The organism is Methanolobus tindarius DSM 2278 (assembly GCF_000504205.1).
Lineage (GTDB): Archaea > Halobacteriota > Methanosarcinia > Methanosarcinales > Methanosarcinaceae > Methanolobus > Methanolobus tindarius.
The window spans coordinates 1,630,986-1,653,630 of the sequence record NZ_AZAJ01000001.1; the positions used below are offsets into that span (position 1 = coordinate 1,630,986).

The window sequence follows — 22,645 nt, forward strand, 5'->3', positions numbered from 1 at the left end:
TCACCTGTTCCTCGAGAATATGTGCACAACGGCAGTCGCACCGGAACCTCCCACGTTGTGGGTCATTCCAACTTCCGCTCCGTCAACCTGACGCTTTCCAGCCTCTCCACGAAGCTGCTCAACTATCTCAACAGCCTGCTTTACGCCGGTAGCTCCTACAGGGTGTCCGCATGACTTCAGTCCACCTGATGTGTTTACAGGTATCCTTCCACCAATTGCAGTCTCGCCATTCTGGGTTACGATTCCACCTTCACCTTTCTTAGCAAAGCCAAGGTCTTCGATTGCGCAAATTTCAGCAATAGTGAAACAGTCATGGACTTCTACAAGGTTAATGTCCTTTGGCTGCATCTTTGCCATCTCGTATGCTCTTTTGCCTGCTGCTACACTTGCGTCAAGAGTTGTAATGTCCCTGCGGTCGTGCAGTGCAATAGTATCTGATGCCTGTGCAGTTGCCTTCACATAGATTGGAGTGTCAGTGTATTCGTGTGCCACATCTGCAGGTGCAAGCACAACCGCAGATGCACCATCTGTAATTGGCGAACAGTCGAATATGTGAAGTGGGTCTGCCACCATAATGGATTTGAGTACCGACTCAACGGTAATCGGGGATTTGTACTGGGCAATCGGGTTGTGCTGACCATTCTGGTGGTTCTTCACAGCAACCTGGGCAAGCTGTTCACTTGTGGTTCCGTACTTGTGCATATGCATCCTTGCGATCATTGCATAAAGGCCCGGGAATGTTGCACCCATGATACCTTCCCATTCCCTGTCAGCTGCTGCTGCAAGGGCGGATGATGCTTTTGGTGAAGGTACATCTGTCATTTTCTCGGCTCCGGCTGCGATTACAATGTCATCCATTCCTGAAGCAACAGAATATATTCCCTGTCTGAGTGCAAGTCCACCTGAAGCACAGGCAGCTTCAACACGGGTTGAAGGAACATGAATGTCTTTTGCAAGACCTGAATAATCAGCAATTAAAGCACCGATGTGTTCCTGCTCTACAAACTGTCCGCCGCTCATGTTACCGACAAACATTGCATCGATCTTCTCACCTACAACACCTGCATCACTTACAGCACCTACACCGGCTTCAACTACAACGTCTCTGAAAGAGCGGTCCCAAAGTTCACCGAATTTTGTGTTTTTAACACCTATGATTGCTACATCTCTCATTTTCCACACCTCATGCTATCTTTATCTTACCCTTATGCCTGGCGTACGTTGCGTAGTCTACATAAATCGGGTCTGCAAGAAGTTCTTCAACTTTCGGTGCATTGTCGCGTATCTCGTCTATCTTGTCGGTAACTGTTATGCTGAAAGCATCTCCACCGGCACCTGAACCGAATGCGGTTGCAAAGATACGGTCTCCTGGTTTTGCCTGGTCAAGTGTCGCTGCAATTCCCATCATACATGAGCCGGAGTACGTGTTTCCAAGCCTTGGAACTACAAGCCCTGGTTTTATCTGTTCCTTGCTGAATCCCAGCATCTTGGCTGCACGGCTTGGGAACTTTCCGTTTGGCTGATGGAATACTGCATAATCATAATCTTCAGGTTTTGTGTCCAGCTTGTTCAGAAGTCCCTTTGCAGCGTTTGTTACGTGCTTGAAGTATCCTGGCTCTCCTGTGAATCTTCCGCCGTGTTCAGGGTATGGCATTCCTTCACGCCTCCAGAAGTCAGGAGTATCAGTTGTAAAAGAGTATGTGTCCTCGATAATTGCCACAAGTTCAGATTCCTTGTTACCGATAACGTATGCTACTCCACCGGCTGCTGCTGTGTATTCAAGAGCATCTCCAGGTGCGCCCTGTGCTACATCAGCACCGATTGCAAGTCCAAGGTCAATCATACCGGAGCTTACCAGACCCATACATGCCTGGACTGCTGCGGTTCCTGCCTTACAGGCAAATTCAAAATCAGCTGCAGTCAATACCGGAGTTGCTCCGGTTGCTTCTGCTACAATAGTGCTGGTAGGTTTTACAGCATAAGGGTGGCTTTCAGAACCGGTGTATACTGCACCTATTCTCTGCGCATCTATGCATGACCTGTTTACTGCAGCCCTCGCAGCCTCCACTGCAATAGTTGCTGCATCTTCGTCAACATCAGGAACTGCCTTTTCATTGACCATCAGTCCTGATTTGAGAATCTCTGCATCGTCTCCCCATACGCGGGCGATGTCTTCTATTTTAATTCTGTATTTTGGTACATAGGCACCATATGAGACTATCCCTACACTCATCTTAACACCGTTTAAATGTGTATTTAGTGGTATTTACTCGATTACATGGTATTCGCTGTACTTTTTCAGTGCTTCTACCATTTCGTCAATATCCATTGTCGTTGCGAGAAGGGGAATCCTGTCAATCTCAGCCATTTTCTTAGCCATCAGATGCACTTCATTTCCTCGCAGGCCATGCATTACAACAGCCCCGGGTTTAAGGTTTGTAACCCTTATGGCGACCATTGGTGATTTTCCAGTCGTGACCTTGGTGAATATCATTGCACGTTCAGTACTCCATCCGTAGAGTTTCTGGAACTCATGGGATGAAAGTTCAAGAATAGCCTTTTTACTGTCAACAACAGTAAAACCGTAAAGTGGTTTCTCTATTCCTTTGTTAACGATGTCTGCCTCAATGATATTGGCAAGTTTTGCAACCTGCATGGGAAATGTGTATTCGTAGGTGGCGTAAATGGCCTTAGACTTCTTATCTGCGAAAAGTATCCCCTCATAGGCATGAATTTTCTGTCCTCCTCTCTGTGCGTCAATTTCAAGGAGTGCATCGACTATTCTGCTAACAATTAGCGTGCCCGGAGATTTTCTCCTGCCGCTTTCATAGTCGCTGATGACCGAAGGAGAAACACTCAGATAACCCGAAAGGTCAGTCTGTGCGATCTCGAAGTTCAATCGCCATTTTTTCAGGGCTTCGCCAGGCTTCTCAGATAGCGTAATCTCGCCTGCCATCTTTTCTGCAAGACGCTGGCGAACCATATCATGCGATTCGTCTTCACTCATGCTTTATATTCCTAAGGGTTGATTACCATATATATTTAACGAATACAAGTTCGTTTATTGTCGATGGGTTTCGATTCAAACCATTTGCTTATTTATAGTATGTTATATATCCACTATAAAAATATGTTTCTTAAAAACGAAAAAATAAAAATAACTGTGTCCGAGTTATCCATGTATTTTTCCTGCGCAAGGAAATTATATTATTCATGCCGCGGCCACGAGCAGTTCCATTCTTCCTCTCTTAGCTATATGGAACACCTCGTATTAAAAGAAGTAGCTATGAAGTATTCTGATGTGTTGAAGAGCTCTTCGTCAAAAGACGATGTGTTATCCACAGACTTTGATTCACTTCTTTTGCAGACCATGGGTGACCTGACTATTATCTATCCCGATGAAGTCTCAGGCTTTACTCAGGAAGAAATGAGTGAACTTGCAGAAACAGTTGGTTCCTATATGGCAGGAATACAGCAGAGTCTTTCAGAGCAGGTTGAAGACCCGGAAATCTCCAGAATTGCAAACCTGATATCCTCTTCAGATAATGAACCATATCTTCACTCTGAAAAACTGAATGTAACAGGTGTTCCTTACAGGCTTCTCAGCATTGATGGTTCATTCGTTCCTGTGATAATAAAAACATCCAAAGCTCCTGAAAATGGTGTCTGGAACAACGACAGACTACATGTTACCTCATTTGCAATGCTAGCAGAAGAAACCCATGGTGTTCCTATAAAATCCGCTGTTGTTATCTATGCAAAGTCAGGCAATTTCAGGAAGCTGAATATTCATTCCAATGACCGAAGGCAGGTCTTGAAAGCCATTGGACGTGCAAGAAAGATAAAAGATGGTAAAATGCCGGATAAAACCGAGAGTGCACTGTGCGCCAGTTGTGAATTCACAGAGATGTGCAACGTGAAAGCTTCGCTTGCTTCAAAGTTATTATGAGTGTTTGAATCAAAGAATCAGATGACTGGAATTTTTGATTTAGAGTTTGTGGTTATGTAGATTTATGATCGATCGTAGATTATGAATAACTTGAATGATCCCGAAGGGTCCGGCGAAGCCGGCGTTTTCCCGTAAGAATAAACAAAATCATCTGAGTATCATTCCGAATATGTTCTTTTTAGAACACCTGTCTTCTTAATGGCATAAATGCAATTATCTTCTGTATGGAATCATTGGAATGTGCCGCCTTCGGCGGTTGGTTATTTTGTATCTAGTTAACAGGTTGTTTTTGTGGAAAAAAAGATCAAAGTTTGTATCACTTACATTTATATGATTTCTGCAGAGCTGAATTACCCGCTTTATCCGAAAAACCATGCACGCATCCGAATAAAATATTAGAAAAGACCAGCATATACCACTTGTTTTAGGGTGTTTTCTTCATGTAGCCTTATATTTGATGTGTCATTGATAACAATATACGCAAAGAGAGCATTATAATTAAGATGGCAAAACCGATTTTGGTAAGAGTCTTGATGATATCACATCCTTCACAGCTATCTTCCAAGTTGCATTGTCTATAAATAAATTTGATGGTATTCTCGTTTTATTTTGGATTCAATAAGAATGAAAAATAAATTTATCCGAATGTTCACGATTTTGACTGGAAAATGGTGTCATTGACCGAAAATGCTCTATTTTTCAGAAAAGAGCACATTGCCAAAAAGCATTTATGACTTAAATATCTAGGTTGACAGAATGTCCAAACCTCTTTATCTCGGCGAATTGCTCCTTTACTGGTGCCCTTCATGTAACGTTCCTGTACTCGGAAAAGAATGCTCCTGCGGGACAAAGACCAAACAGGTAACTATCACTCCTCCGGGAGATATAAGACCTGCTTTTCCATATGAAATTGAGCTTATCAATAAGATTTCTGTTGAACAATTCAGTGCACCGCTTATCACAGATCAGCGTACAGTAGTACTTAACAAATCTCCCTATGACGACCGTATGGAAGAGGTAATTGTAGACGGTGAGGTCATAGGCAGCATACGCTTTGAGCTTGAAAAACTCAAATGGACTCTTCTTCTGAGGATCAATGGTGCAAGGCGCATATTTGACAATGTGGATTACAAAACCCTGAAAAATTGGGTTGTCATTGATGCAGGTGCCGAAAAGTTCATTCTGGGCGGTGCCAGTGTGCTTGCTCCGGGTATAAAAGATGCTGATCCATCTATTTTAGAAGCTGAAGAGGTAGTTGTTCTCACGCATGAAGGAAAAGTTCTTGGTGTCGGTCGCAGTCGTATGACCGGGGAAAAAATGCTCGAAAGAGGAAAGGGTGTTGGTGTAAAAGTGAGGTTCAAGGAAGAACCTGCTGAGATCACGGTTCCAGAGGGTGGACAAACCTGGGACGATGTTGTAAAAGCCAATGAGAACTACATGAACGATTTCATAGAGCGTTCCCACAAGTTCATTAATAATGTATCTTCATCTGTAGATCGTCCGGTCACAGTATCCTATTCTGGAGGAAAGGATAGCCTTGCGGTTCTGCATCTTGTAAGCGAATGCCTTGATGACTATGACCTTCTGTTTGCAGACACAGGTATTGAGTTCCCTGAGACTGTAAAGAATGTCCATGATGTCGCAGAAACTTATGGCAAAACCCTGAATATGCTGAACTCTGGAAATGCTTTCTGGGATTCAGTTGACAGCTTCGGTCCTCCAAGTGTTGAGGTTCGCTGGTGCTGCAAGGTATGCAAACTTGGGCCAATTACCCAGATAATCAATGATAATTACGATAACGGTTGTCTCACTTTCATCGGTCAGAGGAAATATGAATCCGACACAAGGGCAAAGAGTGAGCGTGTCTGGAAGAACCCATGGGTAGGCAATCAGGTAGCAGCAGCTCCTATACAGAACTGGACTGCAATGCATGTCTGGCTTTACATTTTCAAGAATGACCTGCTTTACAATCCTCTTTACGCTGAGGGGTTTGACAGAATCGGTTGCTGGCTATGTCCTTCATGTTCTGTTGCAGACCTTTACAGACTCAGGGAAACCCATTCTGAAATGGAGAAACAGCTCAATGACTACTTGCTTTCCTATGCAGAACGCATGGGTCTTTCAGAGGAATGGGTGAAGCACGGTTTCTGGAGATGGAAAGACCTGCCTGCTCCGTTGAAAGAGATTGCAAAGAAAAAAGGAATCAACCTTGTTCCACAAAGTAAGAATGAGTATAGTCTCAATTTCACTGTAACCACAGGTTATCGTCCATGTAAGCAGGGTGGAATCTCTGCAGAAGGTGGTTTTGACGGGCCTGTTGATATCAACCGACTGGAACTCACCAGAATGCTTGAAGCGGTTGGAAACAGCTCGTATATGGAAGGTGTTGCAATGGTAACTGAAGACGAAGACCGTGCTCAGGTGTTTGCTTCAGGTAGCGTGACTGCCAGAAGTGACTCTGACAAGTCTGCGCGCAGGCTCATGAGAAAGGTTGAACTTTCTGTCAGGAGAGCTCTTCTTTGTAGTGGCTGTGGAGTCTGTGTTGGCAAGTGCTCAGCCGGTGCCATAAACATAAAGAAGGGACTTGCTATCATTAATGACAGGTGTACACACTGTGGTCAGTGTATAAGTGTTTGTCCTGTTGTCAAATTCAATTCCTGATCCAACCAGAAACCTTTTAGTATATATTCGCCAATCTTATACGGTGATTTTTTGGTAAAAAGAGCACTGCTCAGCGTTTCTGATAAAACCGGAATTGTAGATTTTGCTCGTGGACTCGAAAAATTGGATATACAGATCATCTCTACCGGCGGAACTGCCCGCATGCTTCGTGACTCAGGTATTGAGGTCATGGACGTGTCAGATGTTACGGGCTTCCCGGAAATGATGGGCGGCAGGGTAAAAACTCTCCACCCCCGGATTCATGGTGGGATCCTTAGTATAAGGGACGACCATGATCATATGGGAGAGGCCCAGAAAGCAGAAGTAGAAATGATAGACCTTGTAGTGGTCAACCTTTATCCTTTTGAGGTCACGGTTTCAAAAGAAGGCGTATTGCTTGATGAAGCTATTGAAAACATTGACATTGGCGGACCTGCGATGCTCAGGTCAGCAGCTAAGAATTATCGTTATGTAAGCGTTGTATGTGACCCTGATGATTACGGGCACATCTTAAAAGAGATCCGTTCAACAGGAGTCGTATCCCAGAAGACAAGAGAAGTGCTTGCTGTGAAGGCTTTCAGACACACAGCAGATTATGATGCTACTATAGACACATACCTGAGTAAGGAGCTTCTTGGAGAAGAAGTGTTGCGTCTAAGTTACAAGGATGGCGTAACCCTAAGATATGGGGAGAACTGGCACCAGGCTGCTAAGTTCTACAAAGAGGACGGTGTAACCGGACCTTCACTTGCCAATGCAAAACAGCTTCATGGGAAAGAACTTTCCTATAACAACTACATTGATGCTGATAATGCACTCCAGACCGTTAAGGAATTATCCTGTTCCAATGCGGCAGTGGCAATTGTAAAGCACAATAATCCATGCGGTCTTGCAACCGGCAACACTCTTTTGCAGGCACTCGGTGCAGCATGGGATGGCGATCCTATCTCAGCTTATGGAAGTATAATATGTACTAACACTGTTTTTGATCTAAAGGCAGCAGAGTTCCTCAATGGTAAATTCGTTGAAATTATTCTTGCTCCGGGATTTGAGCCGGATGCTCTTGAATATCTCAAGAACAAGAGTGCAAATCTCCGTCTGCTTGAATTGCCTGAACTTAACGAGCCATTCGAGGTTGAAAATACCTACAAGTTTGTTATCGGTGGTATACTTGAACAGTCCCGCAATGTAGGTATCTACGATAAATGGGATTGTGTGACAGAAACTCCGTATCCTGAAGATCTTCGTGCAGTTTCCGAGTTTGCCATGCATGCATGCAAATGTGTGAAATCAAACGCAGTTACCCTTGCATTTGAATATGTTGACGGATGTTACATGATGATTTCAATGGGTGCAGGACAGCCAAACAGGGTGGATTCAATCAGGAAACTTGCTGCTACAAAGGCACGTGAGAACCTGAAGGTCATGTACGACCGTGAGAGTCCTGAAATGTCATATGAGGACTATTGCAATGATGTGTTCGCTAAATGCGTAATGGCATCAGATGCATTCTTCCCGTTCGATGACAGTGTTGTGCATGCAGAAGAAAATGGTATAATGTATATTCTTTCACCCGGAGGATCCATCAGGGATCAGGAAGTCATTGATACAGCTAACAGATTGGGTGTATCACTGGTTTTCACAGGAATGAGACACTTCTTACATTGAAGTGTTTCTTTACTTTTTATTCTCCATTCCAATTATCTGGTAATTAATTTTTTTCAGTTTCTTTCCATTAAAATTGTATATAAATCAATTAAAATTTACTTGTGATATTTAAAAATTGTCTTCTGCTACTTTTTAAGCAAAAACACTTATTACCCATTAAACAACTTTTATATAATTAACTTGGTAGTTGTTGGTTGGATAGAGTATTCAACGTAAAATGAGGTGGAAACTTGAAGTCAAAGGGACTTTTAAGTATATTGACATTTTCCGAAAAAAGAAAGGATATATTGTTCTTACTTGAAGAAAAGTCATGTACATTGTCCGATATAAAAGACTATTTTAATGTATCCTCTCCAGAAATTTCCCCGCGAATTAAGGAAATGCTGGAGCATAACCTGATAGAAAAAACAGATAAGGATTATCAGATTACTCCCATTGGAAAAGCTATAATCCACCATTTCAGACCTTTTCTGGATATTATTGAAACAATAGAGAAAAACGAGTCTTTCTGGGAAGAGCATTACCTGGAAGACATACCCCAGCATTTACTTAATGATCTCATAGCTTTGAAAGAATGCGATGTAGTATCAGGAAGCATAGAGAATATTTATGAGTCCCATAAAATATTTGTGGAAAATCTCCTCAGATCTACAACTATCAAAGGAGTCTCCTCTATATTTATCCCAACTTATCCTGATTTTGTAGTGGAGCTTGCTAATAAAGATGTGCCGACTTCCCTGATACTTACTGAAAATGTATTTCAAAAGGTAAGGGACGAGCACCGTGAAAAACTGGAGTTCTATTTGAATGCTTCAAAAACGGAGCTTTATGTCATAGACGATGTTAAACTTGCTTTTGTAGTTAGCGATATGTTTTTCTCCATGTCATTGTTCTTTAATCCTGATACTTATGATCCAAGGGATGATCTGGTAGGTTATGATAAGTCTGCAATAAAATGGGGAAGTGACCTTTTCGATTATTATCGTAACAAATCCCGCAAGGTCACATCTATCTGAATTTCAGGCTATAAGCCCGCTTGCAATTGTCCTGAGTCCAACTATGGTGGTTGATTCACCATCTATTAAGAACAGTCTTCTGGCAAGTCTGTTCTTTGTTTCAACTTCCACCGGTTCTGCAAAGCTCTTAATGTACAGCAGTCCGATGATGAAACTGTAGGCAAGTATTATAGGTTCAAAAGCCAGTGTTCCTGCAATAATGGACATTAACAGTATAATGTGGGATAGGATATGCAGGCTGAACAACATTATTTTTGCTTTTTTTTGCCCGAGAACGACTGGTAGTGTTTTTATTCCTGCAAGTGTGTCACCCTTTATGTCCTTGAAATCATATATGGCAGAATTGACAAAGAGCTTGAGACCAAAGTAAACGAAGACTATAAAAGGTGCAATCATGTTGGCTGCGTAGATTCCTGCGATGCCTGCTATGAAAGCTCCCCATGTTGTGCCAACAACGATATTCTTCATCCCAAGTCCGCCTTTAAGCTTGAGATTGAATTTGCCTATTTTTGCACCTTTGCTGTAAAGATAACCTGTTATTAGAGGGAGAAATGCAAAGAGTATAAGGCCATTTACCGTAAGAATAGCAGCTCCAATTAAAAAACATATAAGCGAAATTATCAGGGCAGTTTTCTTTGAAGCTCCCTTTAATTCAGGTCTGTTGGCCAGATCTTCTTCAGAATCCAATGCTCTGTCTAAAGTGTAGACTGCGTAAATTATCAATCCTCCTGCAAGACAGTTCAAAAAGACTGATTGTATGTGGAGCAACAGGAATGCAATATGTATTCTCAATGCTCCGGAAAATGAAACCAGTATGGAACTTTTAAGAAGATTGATAGTGGGAGTTGGATCAATGCGTGGCTGGTTGTAGTTTTGTTCGTATTTCTTTACTGGAAAACCCGGAAGACTTATTGTACAGTTCGAGCTCATATGAATAAAAGGGCTCTCGCTATCTAATATTATTTTTTGAGTATAATATTATACTAATAAACTACTAAAGCCAAAGCTACAATTGTTCAGACCGGATTAAAAACCAGCTATAAATGGCCTGCACCAGTTGTTTGTACCTGCAATACAGATGCCAGTGATGGCATCATCTTTGTAAACTTCCGTAATTATTCAGTTATTAATATTTATCTATATATAATTTTTGTAAGAGCTTGTTATACGGGTCATAAAAAAAGAGTTATTAAACTATTGTTAGTGGAAATTTAATATATATGTGAATAGTTTCATTCAAAAAAGTGCTTGCAAAGTTGGCGGATACATGAGTAACACTATTAAAATCTGCCATTTAATTCATGGGGTATGGTTACATGGTGGCATGCGGAAACAGAGATAGCACTTCTGGTTTGCATATAGTTCCAATATGTAATTTCCCGCTTAATAGAAAGTGTGTTCCTCCACACTACAGTTCTGATCATTCGGGTATTTCCCTTCATTTTTGTCTGATGGGATCAGAAAATGAGAATACACTCATTTCTCTCTGTAACTATATAGTTGATGTCCTGCAATCCGTATATCCTTTTGAAAGACATTTTTTATCCTCTTTTTCTTCCAGATTGCTTGACGAAGTAAAAAAGCATCCCTTTTACGTAAAAGGACCAAGGACAATGGTAGTTATTCTGATTGAATGGATCTCTTTTGCCACATTGATAGTATCCTTCAGAAACACGACTTCTGCGTATATAAATGTGAAGATCAACTCAATCGAGTGCCTCATCCCCTGTATCCTGCAATAATATGTATCCAAATGCTCCGAAAAACAGGGGAGCAATTGGCAGGGTCTTGAAACTGCTGTTCCATACTGCAAGAGAACTTATCAGTGAGAGGATACCGCATACTATTAGCATGTAAGCTGCTGTTTTTGTGTTGATTTCATTCTCAATTCTGTCTTTGAAAAGTTCATAAGCAGCCAGTCCTATGCATATTAAGGATGCAAGAATCCATCCAATAGTTCTTATGGATGGCAGGAAACCTCCCATGGAAAGCAGGGTCATCTGCTTGATTATACTAACAAAGATCGTCCCGTAATTGATATCAAAATTAGCGTAGAATACAGAGAACTTAATTCCCCAACCTTCGGAATATGCAGAATAAAAATAAATTTCCCAGGGAATAGCCAGACATATGAATGGCATTATTTTTCTCAATTGTTTCATATCATCCGGTTTGATTCTCAAAAATCGCATAGTTCCTTATTGTATAATACAAGATATATATTTTTGTACAAAGGGAAGTGCCTATATATTACATTGTGTTCTATATATTCAAGTAATCTATAAACATAAATGAGGGATTTCAATAGAAACCAGAAAAGTTCAGCAAACAGGTGGTTCCACTTATATTATTTCTCTTCCAAAAACCTGGGCCGATAAAGTCGGCATAAAAACAGGCAGCAGGGTCACTTTACAGCCTCAGCCTGATGGGAAACTGGTAATAGACCCTATACATGATGCTCCTCCGGTAAGAAAAATACAGATAGATGTGACCGGAAGTATGGGAGATGCGCTGATCAGGGACATGATAGCGGCTTATCTTGCAGGTTCTGACATCATTGAGGTAAAAGCAGACAGAATACTGGCGGAACAAAAGAATATTGTTCGTAGTATGTGTTACAAGCTTATTGGCCCTGAAATAATTGAAGAAACTGCTAAAAAAGTGGTCATTCAGGATCTTCTAAATCCTGATGAAATATCCATTAAAAAGAGTGTAAGGAGAATGTACCTGATTTCCAATTCCATGCATATTGATGCAATAAAAGCTATCAAGACGCTGGATGCAGATCTTGCACTTGATGTGGACCAGAGGGATGATGACGTTGACAGATTGTTCTTACTGATTGCAAAACAATTCCGTTCAATATTGCGTGGTGCAAGGCTACCTGATGCAGCAGAAACTTCAATTGATGAATATCATGACCTCAGGATGGCAGCAGGCCCTATTGAGCGTATAGCAGACCACGCACGTAAGATTGCAAAGGTCACAAGTACACTTAGTGAACCAATTCCTGATGATATCATGGAGATGATAGAGTCAACATCTGAGCTCTCAAGGAAAGTAGTTGAAGATTCAATTGATGCCCTTTATAATTCTGATGTTGATCTTGCAAATCAGGTCATTGACAGGGTTGCCCGCATGTCTCCAATGATCAACAAGCTGAATGCTTCCATTCTCAAGATCAAATCCTATGGAACGGTAGTTGCCCTTGGCACAGTCGTTGACAGTATAGACCGAACAGGTGATTATGGCTCAAATATAGCTGAAATTGCTATTAACTCTGCAATGTCTAAGAACATATAATGCAAAAACATGGCTTAAATGTAGTAAAAACGGACTATTTGCAGATTCAGATAATAAAAATTATATGTCAATGAGTGTTTATACTACTAAAATTATCCATTATATAATATAATGCTACTTCACGGAGGGAATGAATGGGCGTAATCACATCGTTCAAGAGGAATTTTTCAGACCTATTTAAAAAACTGTTCAAAAAACAGAATGCCCGTATTGGAATATACGGTCCGCCAAATGCAGGAAAGACAACTCTTGCTAACAGGATCCTAAGAGACTGGACCGGTGACGCAATGGGTTCAGTATCACATGTTGCTCACGAAACAAGAAGGGCGAGGCGCAGGGAAGGCGTAACTATCAAAACCAATGGCAGTTCCATCACACTTGATATTATTGATACTCCCGGACTTGCCACAAAGATTGATTTCCATGAGTTCATGGAGCAGGGTATGGATGAAGCTGAGTCCAAAAGACGTGCAAAGGAAGCTACAGAAGGTGTCATTGAAGCTGTAAAGTGGCTTGAGAACCTTGATGGTGTAATTCTTGTTATGGACGCTACCGAGGATCCGTTTACACAGGTCAATGTGACAGTTATCGGTAATATGGAAGCAAGGAACCTTCCACTTTTAATAGTTGCTAACAAGGTAGATCTTCCGGAAGCTTCACCTTCAACTATCAGGGATGCTTTCCCACAGCACCCAATGGTTTCAATATCAGCTCTGGAAGGAAAGAACATAGAGACTTTCTATGAAGAACTTGCAAAGAGGTTCGGGTGATCGCAATGCAGGGCTTCCAGATGGATCTTGTATCAGAGCACAGATTATCACAAATGTCACCTGTGGAAAAGGTCAGGTTTATTATTGATGAGGTAAAAAGCGGAAAGATACTGGTCCTTGAAAAAGGCCTGAGCCCTGAAGAGGAGGCAAGCCTTATTGAGATGACAATGACTCTTATTGAGCCAGACGGTTTTTCCGGTATTGAGATGGAAAGTTACCCGTCAGAAGTGGATACCTCTTTCATAGGAAAGATCCTCAAAAAGAATGCTCTTAAGACGCGTCTGACTGTTATCGGACCTGCTGATCAGTTAAAGACCCTGAAAAAGGATCGCAATATGATCAGCGCACTCATTTCCACAAACAAGTAATTTGCGTGAAGCAATAAATGGGTCAGAAATCAAGTAAAGAATACGAAATATCACCATATCTCTCCCTTTCCTCTTTTGAGATGGGGAGAGATGATGTGAACGTAGTTTGTACCTACGGTAAAATTTCCATATGGTTTGGAAGGCAGGCGCCGGATATAGTCATAGGAAAGATACTTCTTGGTATTTCCAGGATTGATCATTCGGCTGTCCATGAACTTGAACTCATATGTGACTTTGATGAAATAATGGAGTTTGAAAGCCATGGATACGTTCTCGTGTCTTATGCAAAGTCAAAAAAGGGCTACAGAACTACTTTCAATATTCCTTTTTCCAGCAAAAAAGCTCTTTACAAACTTGCAGCTTCTATAACCGAAGAACTTAAAGATAAGGACACGCTCTTAGACTGCTACTGGACCGGAGATGACTCTGACATCATGCGTTTGTATGAAGAGTTGAGTAATATCGAAGGCTGGAAACTTAAAAGCATCAATTATAAGGACGATGCAAAAGAAAAACAAAGTGATATTACAATTTCTGATTGATTTATTGAGGACCTCTGATGAAAGAAATCCACTTAACTGAATGCAAATACTTAACTTCTTCTATTTTATTGATGGCTGAACACCTTGAAACCGTAGCAAACAAACTTGACAAGGATTCTGTCAGGCAGATGCTTGAGGATATAATGGGTGCCAAACGTATTTTTGTAATGGGTGCAGGGCGCTCTGGTCTTGTAGGAAGGGCTTTTGCCATGAGACTTATGCACCTTGGACTGACCTCACATGTAGTAGGTGAATCTACAACTCCTGCTGTCAGTAAGGATGATGTTGTAATAGCAATATCAGGTTCAGGTCAGACCCGCTCCATTGCAAACCTTGGAAGAGTTGCCAAAGAGATTGGCGCAAAACTTGTCACAATTACATCCAACAAGGAATCTGTTCTTGGGGAAATATCCGACACAACAATAGTCCTTCCAGGAAGATCAAAGGATGACGCAGGTGGCTATGTTGAACGTCACATGCGTGGTGAATATACTTATCTTACTCCACTTGGCACTTCTTTTGAAACCTCTTCAAGTGTATTCCTTGATGCTGTTATTGCAGAACTCATCTTCATAACAGGTGCTTCTGAGGAAGATCTCAAGTCAAGACACACAAATATTGAATAAAGCTAAGTGATAACATGCCTGATTCGAAGTTCGCACAGAGGGTCCTGGGTATTGATATTTCCGGGATAAGAAAGATGTTTGAAGGTGCTGGCCCAAACTCTATTAATCTTGGTCTTGGACAGCCGGATTTTGATACACCGCAGCACATTAAGCAGGCTGCAATTGATGCCATCAATGAAGGATTTACAGGTTATACGCCTGGTCCGGGAATTCCTGAACTTCTACAGGCTTTGAGTTCAAAATTCAAAGAACAGAACAATTTTGAAGTCTCACCATATGAGATAATTGTCACATCAGGTGCTTCAGAAGCTTTAGAGCTTGCCATGGCATCCCTGGTAAATCCCGGAGATGATGTGCTGATAGCCAATCCGGGTTTTGTGTCCTATAATTCTCTGGTAAACATCATGGGTGGAAAAGTTACACCTCTTCCTCTTGCAGATGACCTTACGATAAGTCCGGAAGTTGTAATGGAGAATATCGGTCCGAAAACCAAGGCTATAATCATTAATTCTCCTGCAAACCCAACCGGTGCTGTGCAGAGCAAAGGCGACATGAAAGCATTTGCCGAGATTGCAGATGATCACAATATAACAATAATCTCCGATGAAGTGTATGAGCATTTCACCTATGAAGGTGAGCATGTCAGTCCTGCTCAGTTCTCAGACAACGTGATTACTATTAATGCAGTATCCAAGACATTCTCAATGACTGGATGGAGAATTGGGTACGTTGCTGCAAGAAAAGAATATACCGAGCAGATGATCAAGGTTCACCAGTATGTGCAGGCATGTGCTAATTCAATTGCCCAGAAGGCCGCATACGCAGCAATCTCAGGCTCAATGGATTCTGTTTATGCAATGCGTGATGAGTTCAAGGGTAGAAGGGATATGCTTGTTGAAGGTCTGAATTCAATTGGCCTTAAATGTGAATCTCCAAAAGGTGCATTCTATGCTTTCCCTGAAATTCCAGAAGGAACTACATCAGCAGAGATTGCATCAAAATTAATTTCAAACGGAGTGATAGTTGTCCCGGGTACTGCCTTTGGTGACCGGGGAGAAGGGCACATCCGCCTTTCCTACGCTTCATCAATGGACAATTTAAAACAAGCTCTTGATATTATGGAAAAAGTATTGTGATGACTTTAATAGTCATCCATAATCTCATTTTCTTCAACTACTTCTTTTTCTGCGATAGCCTTTTTGACCATCTCTATAAGTGTTGAAGTGACTTCTTCAATGCCTTCCTCGGTTGCAGTTGACATTTTCATGTCCACGAAGTCAAGATCTCTGAATTGTGGTAAGTCTGCCTTGTTAGCGACAACAAGTACAGGCAACTTGAATTCCTTGCGAACTTCTTCAAGCATGCGTTTCTGATCTTCAATTTCATATCCGCATGTTTCCGTTGCATCGATAATGAAAAGAACTACTGCATCGAGGTTCTTCAATGCTGTGATTGCCTGGAGCTCAATTTCATTGCGCTCTGACATTGGTCTGTCAAGAAGACCTGGTGTGTCCATTACCTGATACCTGTCATTACCAACAAAGAAATGTCCGATAGAAACTCCTTTTGTGGTAAATGGGTATGATGCTATCTCAGGAGTTGCCCCGGTTACCTTAGTAACGAAACTGGATTTTCCAATGTTCGGGTATCCTGCAACAACAATTGTTGGCTCATCATTAACTGAAGGCAGTTTTCTGAGCTTATTACGTGACTCGTTAAGGAAAATAAGGTCTTTGTCAATTGAGCGCATAATGGATGAAAGTCTTCCAAAACACTGTTTTCTGACAGGTAAAGGGTCTCTTGCTCTTCTAATCTTGCCTACGTGGTCTCTTGTAACTTCATGTATCTTTGCGCTGGCCCAGTCAAGCCTGCTCAGGGATTTTCTCATGTCGTCAACGCCCACAACAACGTCTGCCAGTTCGTAATAGAAAGGTGGCAGATTTTCAAAAGTAGGGAATCTTCTAACGATATTTTTCAGGTTATCCGTGAGTATATTACCAGCTGTCAGCATCATTGATTCGTTAGCCTCAATTGCTGTTTTTCTTCCAGTGATATTCTTCCCGGACATGGCTCTTGTTGCCCTTCTGAATGCCTTGTCCAGTAATTCCTCGGATGTCTGGACTGTATTAATTTTCTCGAAAATCATGTTTCTTCCTGTCGTGGCTTCAAATCACTTCAACATATAAATCCCTATTCCTATAAATATAACCTTTATGGAAACAGAATCTTTCAAAAATGTCATATTTAGGTCATCTGGCAGAGATACTATACTATATTTTATATATCTCTTTAGAGTATCTATAAACTATATTTGAGTTTATGGACCCGGTGATTTTGTGGAACTGACTCCTATACAGAAAGATATTCTTATTGCATTGATCAATCTCCAGAGAGAAAAAGATCGAGCTGTTAAAGGCGAAGAAATTGCAGAGCTCATTAGCAGGAACCCCGGTACAGTCCGGAATCAGATGCAATCTCTGAAGGTCCTCGGGCTCGTTGAAGGTGTCCCTGGTCCAAAGGGCGGATATAAAGCTACAGGCGAGGCCTATGAAGCTTTAAGTATCACAGCAATGGATCATGAAGCAAGTGTTCCTATTTTCAGGAACGATCAGCTTGTGGACGGAGCAACAGTAGCTGAGATTAGTTTTACCACTGTCAGGCACCCTGATCTTTGCCATGGTATGATAAAAGTACTTGGTAACATAAAGGGATTTGAACAGGGTGATCTTGTCCAGGCAGGCCCGACACCTGTGAACAAATTGGTCGTACGCGGGGAAATAGTGGGAAGGGATGATACCCAAAACACTCTTGTTTTCTGTATCAATGAAATGATTTCCCTGCCAAAGAAGCCTGTCAAGAACTATGCCCGCACAAACATGATCTCAATAAGCGAAAATGCTTCCATTCAGGAAACAGCACGCATACTTGTTGATAATGGTATTCACGGAGCTCCTGTAATGAATGGAGAGATAATTCTTGGTGTTGTTACATTCACCGATATAGGTGATGCCGTAGCAAGCGGTAAAATGACTGCAAAGGTCAAGGATATCATGACCCGTGATCTTATTACTGTTGATGCAGAAACATCCCTCTACGATGCTGTGAAAATGTTTGACAATCACAATATCGGTTTCTTATTGGTGTCCTATGATGGTATGCCAAAAGGAGTTCTTTCTAAGAAGGATGTATTCCATGAGCTAGTGTATTAAATATAGTTGACTAAATAGTTCAAAAGAACTATTTTCTTCTTTTCTTTAGCTCAGTAGCAATTTCATCAAGAGTTATTCCTTTAGCCACAAACATAACCATAAGATGGAACAAAAGGTCTGATGATTCGTAGATAATTTCTTCCTTGTTCTCACTCTTTACAGCAAGAATTGTTTCTATTGATTCCTCACCTACTTTTTCAAGTATCTTGTCAATACCTTTTCTGTGACTGAGTAAGGAACATACATACGAGTTTTCAGAAGGATTCTCCTTTCTGTCTTTTATTATGTCGTAAAGCTCGTTAAATATTGAGAGATCAGTTTCAGGCATGATTTATCCTTTCCTGATAGATGGTAATCATATTACATCTTTATGGTGTATTTTAGCGCACAGTTCAAACGGGCAACCTATACGGTAAGTTTAGAAGGTATTATCCAAAAAAACAGTTATAGTGACGTTGGTTGTAATCCACACACAATATGACGGGACCGTGTTGGTTATACCAACGTCTGGAACTATCATTAAATTTGTTTAATATATCTTTTGTGGTCTCACAGTTAAAAAAAAGAAAGAAATAGTAGAGATCAGATCTTTCTAGGATCTGTGATTTCTCCTGTGAGTGCTGATGCTGCAGCGGTTGCTGGTGAGCTCAGGTATACGAAGGACTGTGGACTACCTTCACGTCCCTTGAAGTTACGGTTGGATGTTGCAAGTCCTACTTCACCGTCTCCGAGAAGTCCGAAAGACCCTCCCATACATGGTCCACAGCATGGCGATTCTACCATTGCACCTGCTTCCATGAACTGTTCAATGTAACCTGCCCTGAGGACCTTCATGTATTCAGTTCTTGATGCAGGTATTATGAGAAGTCTTACACCTTTTGCAACAGGTTCGTCACCCATCATCTTTGCAACAACTTCGATATCCTCAAATCTTCCGTTTGTACAGGAACCTACAAAGATCTGGTCAACCTTTGTACCTTCAACTTCTGTCACAGGCTTGACGTTGTCGACATTGTGTGGACATGCTACCTGTGGCTCAAGGTTGCTGATATCATATTTGTGAAGCTCACATTCTGCACCCTCGTCAGATTTCCAGTATGGATCGAACTCATAGTCTGGTATTCTTTCCTTGAGATATGCTTCTGTAGTTGCATCAGCTTCAATTATACCTGCTTTTCCGCCCATTTCAATAGCCATGTTGGAGATGGTCATACGCTCGGACATTGGCAGTGAGCTGATAGCTGAACCTGCGTATTCTGCTGCCTTGTATCTTGCACCTTCTGCACCTACGTCCCCAATGAGGTGGAGAATAATGTCCTTTGAGTAGACGTGCTTTGGAAGCTTTCCTTCAACTTCAAACCTGATTGTATCAGGTACTTTGAACCAGAGCTTTCCTGATGCAAAAACTGCTGCCATGTCAGTTGAGCCGATACCTGTTGAGAATGCACCGAGTGAACCGTATGCACAGGTGTGTGAGTCTGAACCTACTACAAGGTCTCCTGGCTTGACATGTCCCTTTTCAGGCATGACCTGGTGGCAGACACCTTCATAAACGTCATAGTTGATGATGCCCTGCTCCTTTGCGAACTTCCTGAGCATTATGTGGTTCTGTGCAGCGTTAAGTGAGTCTGCAGGAACCTGGTGGTCGAAGAGTATCACTATTTTACTAGGGTCCCATACCTTCTTCTCTTCCTTATCCCTCATAATCTCGTAGAATCCATCTACTGCAAGAGGTCCGGTGATGTCGTGGGTCATTGCCCTGTCTATATTAGCCAGTACGAATTCTCCGGCTTTTACCGTCTTCCCGGCAGCCTTCGAAAAGATCTTCTCAGAGATCGTCATAGGTTCATTATTAGTGGACATGTTTATTCCTGCATAATGTTTATTCATTATAAATCAATCGATAAATTGGAATTAAGTGAAATTTTAAGTCAAATTTAGGGTAAACTTAGATATTTTTTACTATCCTGTAACTTCCCTCACTATAATGGACGATGTAATTTAAGTATCCTTGCTTCAGGTAAGATTCTGCAATAATTCTGCCATTTTCCCCGGTTCTGAAACCATTGTACTTCTTATAAGTAAGAATTGTGTCTTCTAATTCCAGAATATATCTTTTCACAAGTAACTCTGCAAGTTCATAACTTTGCTGGGTTCCAATTTCTTTTCCAAGGCCTTCACATTCTGAAGTATTGAGTTTAAGCCCCTCCATGTAGAAGGGGTAAGTGCTGCACAAAAGAGGTCTTAATTTGTAGATATCACAACGGTGATCTGTGCTGTCATCAGGGATAAAAGAGCAATCCTTGTTCTCCTTTCGACGAAGCATCCATCCGAATGTGTGTATATTACCGTCTTCATCGATGAGTCCGTCGGCTTCATTAATCTCACACTCTTCTTCGGGGGTTTCGACTTCTGCGACAAATGGTTCCGCAATCTCTTCCAATCTAAGGTCGCTCTGATTCTCAATATCATGTATCTCTGAAGTGTTTATTGCAACCCTGTTATCCCCGAAATCCCTGCGGCAGCATTTCCCACAGATCATGCATTGAAATCCTATATTTTGAATCTCATTTGCAATTTGCTGCACATTGATCTTTTTAGCTGCACCAAGTTCAGATTCAAGCTCATCAATCAGGATTTCCTTCAAATTCTCATTCATCTGCTTATCTGAATGTTTTGATCATTTATCACTCATAGGGTATGACTTTTTCAGAGCTATGTGTTCAAAAACTGATTGTGTTGTGTATGTTCTTGAATTTATTTGTGATGAGTGCAGTATGAATAAGGTAATATCCAATTTTTGTCAGTATGTTTTTGTAAACACACGCACTTTATGCAGATTAATACGTAATCTTTGTATTCGCACGTATGGTCACACATATTATTGTCCGTATGTTTGCGAAAAGAAGTCAATTTGATTAAAATAGCTGTTATTGATTCAATAATCTACAACCATTTATTGATATTATATCATCTATTTAATGTTATATACCTCTGATTAGGTATAATACACTACTATCTTTGCAAACGAGTATTTCCAAAAAAGCAGAATAGAAGAGATTATTCGTCGTTCTCTTCCACACCGACAGCTGCCAGGAATCTCTTGACGACAGCTTCATTAACAAGTCTTAACAGTGTCTGGCGGTCTTTGGACGCACTGAATACTCCCAGTGGAATTTGTGCAGCTGCAGCAGTTGCATGTCCGCCACCTGCATCTTCACCGAAAGCTCTTTTCATGACGTCTCCAAGGTTAACTCTGATATCGTTACTGCGACCAGAGATGTATATCTTTTCTTCAGTCACTCCGAATACGATTGATGTTGAAATACCTTCAAGGTTAAGCAGGTAATCTGCTGCCTGTGGCAATGTATCCCTGTTACGGATACTTCCCACATTAGAGAGCAGATAACTTCCGATTACCTGTCTGCTGTTAATAGCTTCCCCAAGTACGTCCAGAGTTTCAATTGACATTGAAGGACGTTCCAGTTGTTCCAGTATATCGTGGTCAGATAACGGATAGAGATATGAAGCTGCAGAAAGGTCTGAAGAATCAGTATTTCTCTTAAAATCAAGGGTGTCGGTTCTTATACCATAGAGCAGTGCAGTAGCAAGCTCACTGTCAATATCTATATTGAGTTCCTGCAGGTATTTTGTGAGAATTGTAGCAGAAGCTCCTACATGTGGTCTGATATCGATGAAGTCTGCATCTATGTCAGCATCAGGAAGTGGGTGATGGTCGATTATAATATTCACATGAGTATCAAGTGGTAGCGAGTTGTTTGCGCCAGGCATTGAACAATCCACAAGTGCAAGGTTCTCGTAATTTGTAAATCCAACATCTTCGGACCTGAAAAGATCAATTCCAAGAAGGTTCACAAACGCCTTATTTTCCTGATGCCCGATTTCTCCGTGATAAATAATATCTGCAAGTACATTGAAAGATGATGCAATAGTTTTCAGTGCAAGGGCACTGGAAATAGCATCAGGATCCGGATTATCGTGGACAACAATACCGAGTTTTTTCCCCTTATTTGTCTCAAACCACTGAGTGAGCTTGTTACCTCTGCGCATAGCTTCTGCACGTTCAAGTGATCTTGAAAGGGATTTTGCCACCATTCTTGGAGGCATTATTACAAGGTCTGCTCCAATTGTCTCCATTTCCTGCATGTTAATTACATCAGGAGCTCTAACCACACAGTAGATATCAGGTGATACCTTTTCCCTGACATTTTTGAGGGCTATTTTGTTTGCCTTTGGATCAGAACTCAGGATTAGGATTCCTGCAAGGTTCTTGGTGTTGATCATTTCAAAAAGATTAGGATCACTTACATCACCAACCAGAGCTTCATATGCTTCCTCACGTAGTGTTTCAACCTTCTGTGAGTCCTTATCAACGATAATAAGCTCTTTGTCAAGTTCCCTGAGTTCCTTGGCTAATGCAAATCCAAAACTACCACTACCAAGAATCAGGTATGTGGGTTTGATTTTAGTTTTGTCAGTTGCGTTAATCTCCTTTGCAACGTTGTTAATAGA

21 protein-coding genes are annotated in these 22,645 nt (G+C 41.4%); 11 read left to right on the top strand and 10 right to left on the bottom strand.

All coding sequences use genetic code 11. The features are described from left to right. Genes METTI_RS07905 through METTI_RS07915 form a run of 3 tightly spaced genes read right to left on the bottom strand, consistent with a single transcriptional unit; the run spans position 1 to position 3,007 of the window. Positions 1–1,173, bottom strand: a complete 1,173-nt coding sequence (locus METTI_RS07905; RefSeq protein ID WP_023845293.1) for a thiolase domain-containing protein — start codon at positions 1,171–1,173, stop codon at positions 1–3. 10 nt (positions 1,174–1,183) lie between these two features. After that, complete coding sequence (locus METTI_RS07910) at positions 1,184–2,233, bottom strand: hydroxymethylglutaryl-CoA synthase (RefSeq protein ID WP_023845294.1); 1,050 nt, start codon at positions 2,231–2,233, stop codon at positions 1,184–1,186. Between the two features lie 33 nt (positions 2,234–2,266). Further along, on the bottom strand, positions 2,267–3,007 hold the full coding sequence (locus METTI_RS07915) for a helix-turn-helix domain-containing protein (protein ID WP_023845295.1): 741 nt from the start codon (positions 3,005–3,007) through the stop codon (positions 2,267–2,269). A 171-nt stretch (positions 3,008–3,178) separates the two neighbouring features. Here METTI_RS07915 and METTI_RS15120 point away from each other — a divergent pair, with 171 nt between their 5' ends. The 4 genes from METTI_RS15120 to METTI_RS07935 all read left to right on the top strand — a co-directional run bounded on the left by METTI_RS15120 (position 3,179) and on the right by METTI_RS07935 (position 9,294). Then, positions 3,179–3,949: a CRISPR-associated protein Cas4 gene (locus METTI_RS15120; RefSeq protein ID WP_169729104.1), complete on the top strand. Its 771-nt coding sequence runs from the start codon at positions 3,179–3,181 to the stop codon at positions 3,947–3,949. A 756-nt stretch (positions 3,950–4,705) separates the two neighbouring features. Continuing rightward, a complete protein-coding gene (locus tag METTI_RS07925; protein ID WP_023845297.1) occupies positions 4,706–6,610 on the top strand; it encodes a phosphoadenosine phosphosulfate reductase domain-containing protein in 1,905 nt (634 codons plus the stop codon). A gap of 51 nt (positions 6,611–6,661) precedes the next feature. Continuing rightward, the gene (purH, locus tag METTI_RS07930; protein ID WP_023845298.1) at positions 6,662–8,278 is read left to right on the top strand and encodes a bifunctional phosphoribosylaminoimidazolecarboxamide formyltransferase/IMP cyclohydrolase; all 1,617 of its coding nucleotides are present in this window, start codon (positions 6,662–6,664) and stop codon (positions 8,276–8,278) included. A 230-nt stretch (positions 8,279–8,508) separates the two neighbouring features. Continuing rightward, positions 8,509–9,294, top strand: coding sequence for a helix-turn-helix transcriptional regulator (locus tag METTI_RS07935; protein WP_023845299.1), 786 nt, complete (start codon positions 8,509–8,511; stop codon positions 9,292–9,294). A 3-nt stretch (positions 9,295–9,297) separates the two neighbouring features. Here METTI_RS07935 and METTI_RS07940 read toward each other — a convergent pair whose 3' ends face one another. Together METTI_RS07940 and METTI_RS07945 are read right to left on the bottom strand one after the other, a co-directional pair. Then, complete coding sequence (locus tag METTI_RS07940; RefSeq protein WP_023845300.1) at positions 9,298–10,224, bottom strand: UbiA family prenyltransferase; 927 nt, start codon at positions 10,222–10,224, stop codon at positions 9,298–9,300. 776 nt (positions 10,225–11,000) lie between these two features. After that, the gene (locus tag METTI_RS07945; protein ID WP_156916262.1) at positions 11,001–11,486 is read right to left on the bottom strand and encodes a hypothetical protein; all 486 of its coding nucleotides are present in this window, start codon (positions 11,484–11,486) and stop codon (positions 11,001–11,003) included. 112 nt (positions 11,487–11,598) lie between these two features. Between METTI_RS07945 and METTI_RS07950 the strand changes: the two genes are divergently transcribed. From METTI_RS07950 to METTI_RS07975, 6 genes are all read left to right on the top strand, one after another. Further along, complete coding sequence (locus tag METTI_RS07950; protein WP_084323993.1) at positions 11,599–12,597, top strand: phosphate uptake regulator PhoU; 999 nt, start codon at positions 11,599–11,601, stop codon at positions 12,595–12,597. 134 nt (positions 12,598–12,731) lie between these two features. After that, the gene (locus METTI_RS07955; protein WP_023845304.1) at positions 12,732–13,367 is read left to right on the top strand and encodes an Era-like GTP-binding protein; all 636 of its coding nucleotides are present in this window, start codon (positions 12,732–12,734) and stop codon (positions 13,365–13,367) included. Between the two features lie 5 nt (positions 13,368–13,372). Continuing rightward, entirely contained in the window at positions 13,373–13,735 is a 363-nt protein-coding gene (locus tag METTI_RS07960; protein ID WP_048135959.1) for a DUF2073 domain-containing protein, read from the top strand. 17 nt (positions 13,736–13,752) lie between these two features. Next, positions 13,753–14,277: a hypothetical protein gene (locus tag METTI_RS07965; RefSeq protein ID WP_023845306.1), complete on the top strand. Its 525-nt coding sequence runs from the start codon at positions 13,753–13,755 to the stop codon at positions 14,275–14,277. A 17-nt stretch (positions 14,278–14,294) separates the two neighbouring features. Beyond that, complete coding sequence (gene hxlB, locus METTI_RS07970; protein WP_023845307.1) at positions 14,295–14,903, top strand: 6-phospho-3-hexuloisomerase; 609 nt, start codon at positions 14,295–14,297, stop codon at positions 14,901–14,903. Positions 14,904–14,917: 14 nt separating this feature from the next. After that, entirely contained in the window at positions 14,918–16,039 is a 1,122-nt protein-coding gene (locus METTI_RS07975) for a pyridoxal phosphate-dependent aminotransferase (RefSeq protein WP_023845308.1), read from the top strand. Positions 16,040–16,044: 5 nt separating this feature from the next. Here METTI_RS07975 and METTI_RS07980 read toward each other — a convergent pair whose 3' ends face one another. Further along, positions 16,045–17,049, bottom strand: a complete 1,005-nt coding sequence (locus METTI_RS07980; RefSeq protein WP_023845309.1) for an NOG1 family protein — start codon at positions 17,047–17,049, stop codon at positions 16,045–16,047. A 190-nt stretch (positions 17,050–17,239) separates the two neighbouring features. On the opposite strand from METTI_RS07980, the gene METTI_RS07985 reads away from it, so the two are divergent. Continuing rightward, positions 17,240–18,112 carry a CBS domain-containing protein gene (locus METTI_RS07985; RefSeq protein WP_023845310.1) on the top strand — a complete coding sequence of 291 codons (873 nt, stop codon included), beginning with the start codon at positions 17,240–17,242 and terminating at the stop codon, positions 18,110–18,112. 28 nt (positions 18,113–18,140) lie between these two features. Here METTI_RS07985 and hisE read toward each other — a convergent pair whose 3' ends face one another. The 4 genes from hisE to METTI_RS08005 form a co-directional block, all read right to left on the bottom strand. After that, entirely contained in the window at positions 18,141–18,440 is a 300-nt protein-coding gene (gene hisE, locus METTI_RS07990; RefSeq protein WP_023845311.1) for a phosphoribosyl-ATP diphosphatase, read from the bottom strand. Positions 18,441–18,694: 254 nt separating this feature from the next. Beyond that, the gene (locus tag METTI_RS07995) at positions 18,695–19,975 is read right to left on the bottom strand and encodes a 3-isopropylmalate dehydratase large subunit (protein WP_023845312.1); all 1,281 of its coding nucleotides are present in this window, start codon (positions 19,973–19,975) and stop codon (positions 18,695–18,697) included. 85 nt (positions 19,976–20,060) lie between these two features. After that, complete coding sequence (locus METTI_RS08000; RefSeq protein WP_023845313.1) at positions 20,061–20,771, bottom strand: YkgJ family cysteine cluster protein; 711 nt, start codon at positions 20,769–20,771, stop codon at positions 20,061–20,063. Between the two features lie 401 nt (positions 20,772–21,172). Then, the gene (locus METTI_RS08005) at positions 21,173–22,642 is read right to left on the bottom strand and encodes a DHH family phosphoesterase (RefSeq protein ID WP_023845314.1); all 1,470 of its coding nucleotides are present in this window, start codon (positions 22,640–22,642) and stop codon (positions 21,173–21,175) included. Between the last annotated feature and the right edge of the window lie 3 nt (positions 22,643–22,645).

Excerpts from the sequence above, each read along its gene's own strand:
- METTI_RS07940 (WP_023845300.1), bottom strand. The coding sequence starts at position 10,224 with ATGAGCTCGAACTGTACAATAAGTCTTCCGGGTTTTCCAGTAAAGAAA.
- hxlB (WP_023845307.1), top strand. The coding sequence starts at position 14,295 with ATGAAAGAAATCCACTTAACTGAATGCAAATACTTAACTTCTTCTATT.
- METTI_RS07910 (WP_023845294.1), bottom strand. The coding sequence starts at position 2,233 with ATGAGTGTAGGGATAGTCTCATATGGTGCCTATGTACCAAAATACAGA.
- hisE (WP_023845311.1), bottom strand. The coding sequence starts at position 18,440 with ATGCCTGAAACTGATCTCTCAATATTTAACGAGCTTTACGACATAATA.
- METTI_RS15120 (WP_169729104.1), top strand. The coding sequence starts at position 3,179 with ATGTATTTTTCCTGCGCAAGGAAATTATATTATTCATGCCGCGGCCAC.
- METTI_RS07955 (WP_023845304.1), top strand. The coding sequence starts at position 12,732 with ATGGGCGTAATCACATCGTTCAAGAGGAATTTTTCAGACCTATTTAAA.
- METTI_RS07915 (WP_023845295.1), bottom strand. The coding sequence starts at position 3,007 with ATGAGTGAAGACGAATCGCATGATATGGTTCGCCAGCGTCTTGCAGAA.
- METTI_RS07965 (WP_023845306.1), top strand. The coding sequence starts at position 13,753 with ATGGGTCAGAAATCAAGTAAAGAATACGAAATATCACCATATCTCTCC.
- METTI_RS07995 (WP_023845312.1), bottom strand. The coding sequence starts at position 19,975 with ATGTCCACTAATAATGAACCTATGACGATCTCTGAGAAGATCTTTTCG.
- METTI_RS07975 (WP_023845308.1), top strand. The coding sequence starts at position 14,918 with ATGCCTGATTCGAAGTTCGCACAGAGGGTCCTGGGTATTGATATTTCC.
- METTI_RS07925 (WP_023845297.1), top strand. The coding sequence starts at position 4,706 with ATGTCCAAACCTCTTTATCTCGGCGAATTGCTCCTTTACTGGTGCCCT.
- METTI_RS08000 (WP_023845313.1), bottom strand. The coding sequence starts at position 20,771 with ATGAATGAGAATTTGAAGGAAATCCTGATTGATGAGCTTGAATCTGAA.
- METTI_RS07980 (WP_023845309.1), bottom strand. The coding sequence starts at position 17,049 with ATGATTTTCGAGAAAATTAATACAGTCCAGACATCCGAGGAATTACTG.
- METTI_RS07905 (WP_023845293.1), bottom strand. The coding sequence starts at position 1,173 with ATGAGAGATGTAGCAATCATAGGTGTTAAAAACACAAAATTCGGTGAA.
- METTI_RS07945 (WP_156916262.1), bottom strand. The coding sequence starts at position 11,486 with ATGCGATTTTTGAGAATCAAACCGGATGATATGAAACAATTGAGAAAA.
- METTI_RS07960 (WP_048135959.1), top strand. The coding sequence starts at position 13,373 with ATGCAGGGCTTCCAGATGGATCTTGTATCAGAGCACAGATTATCACAA.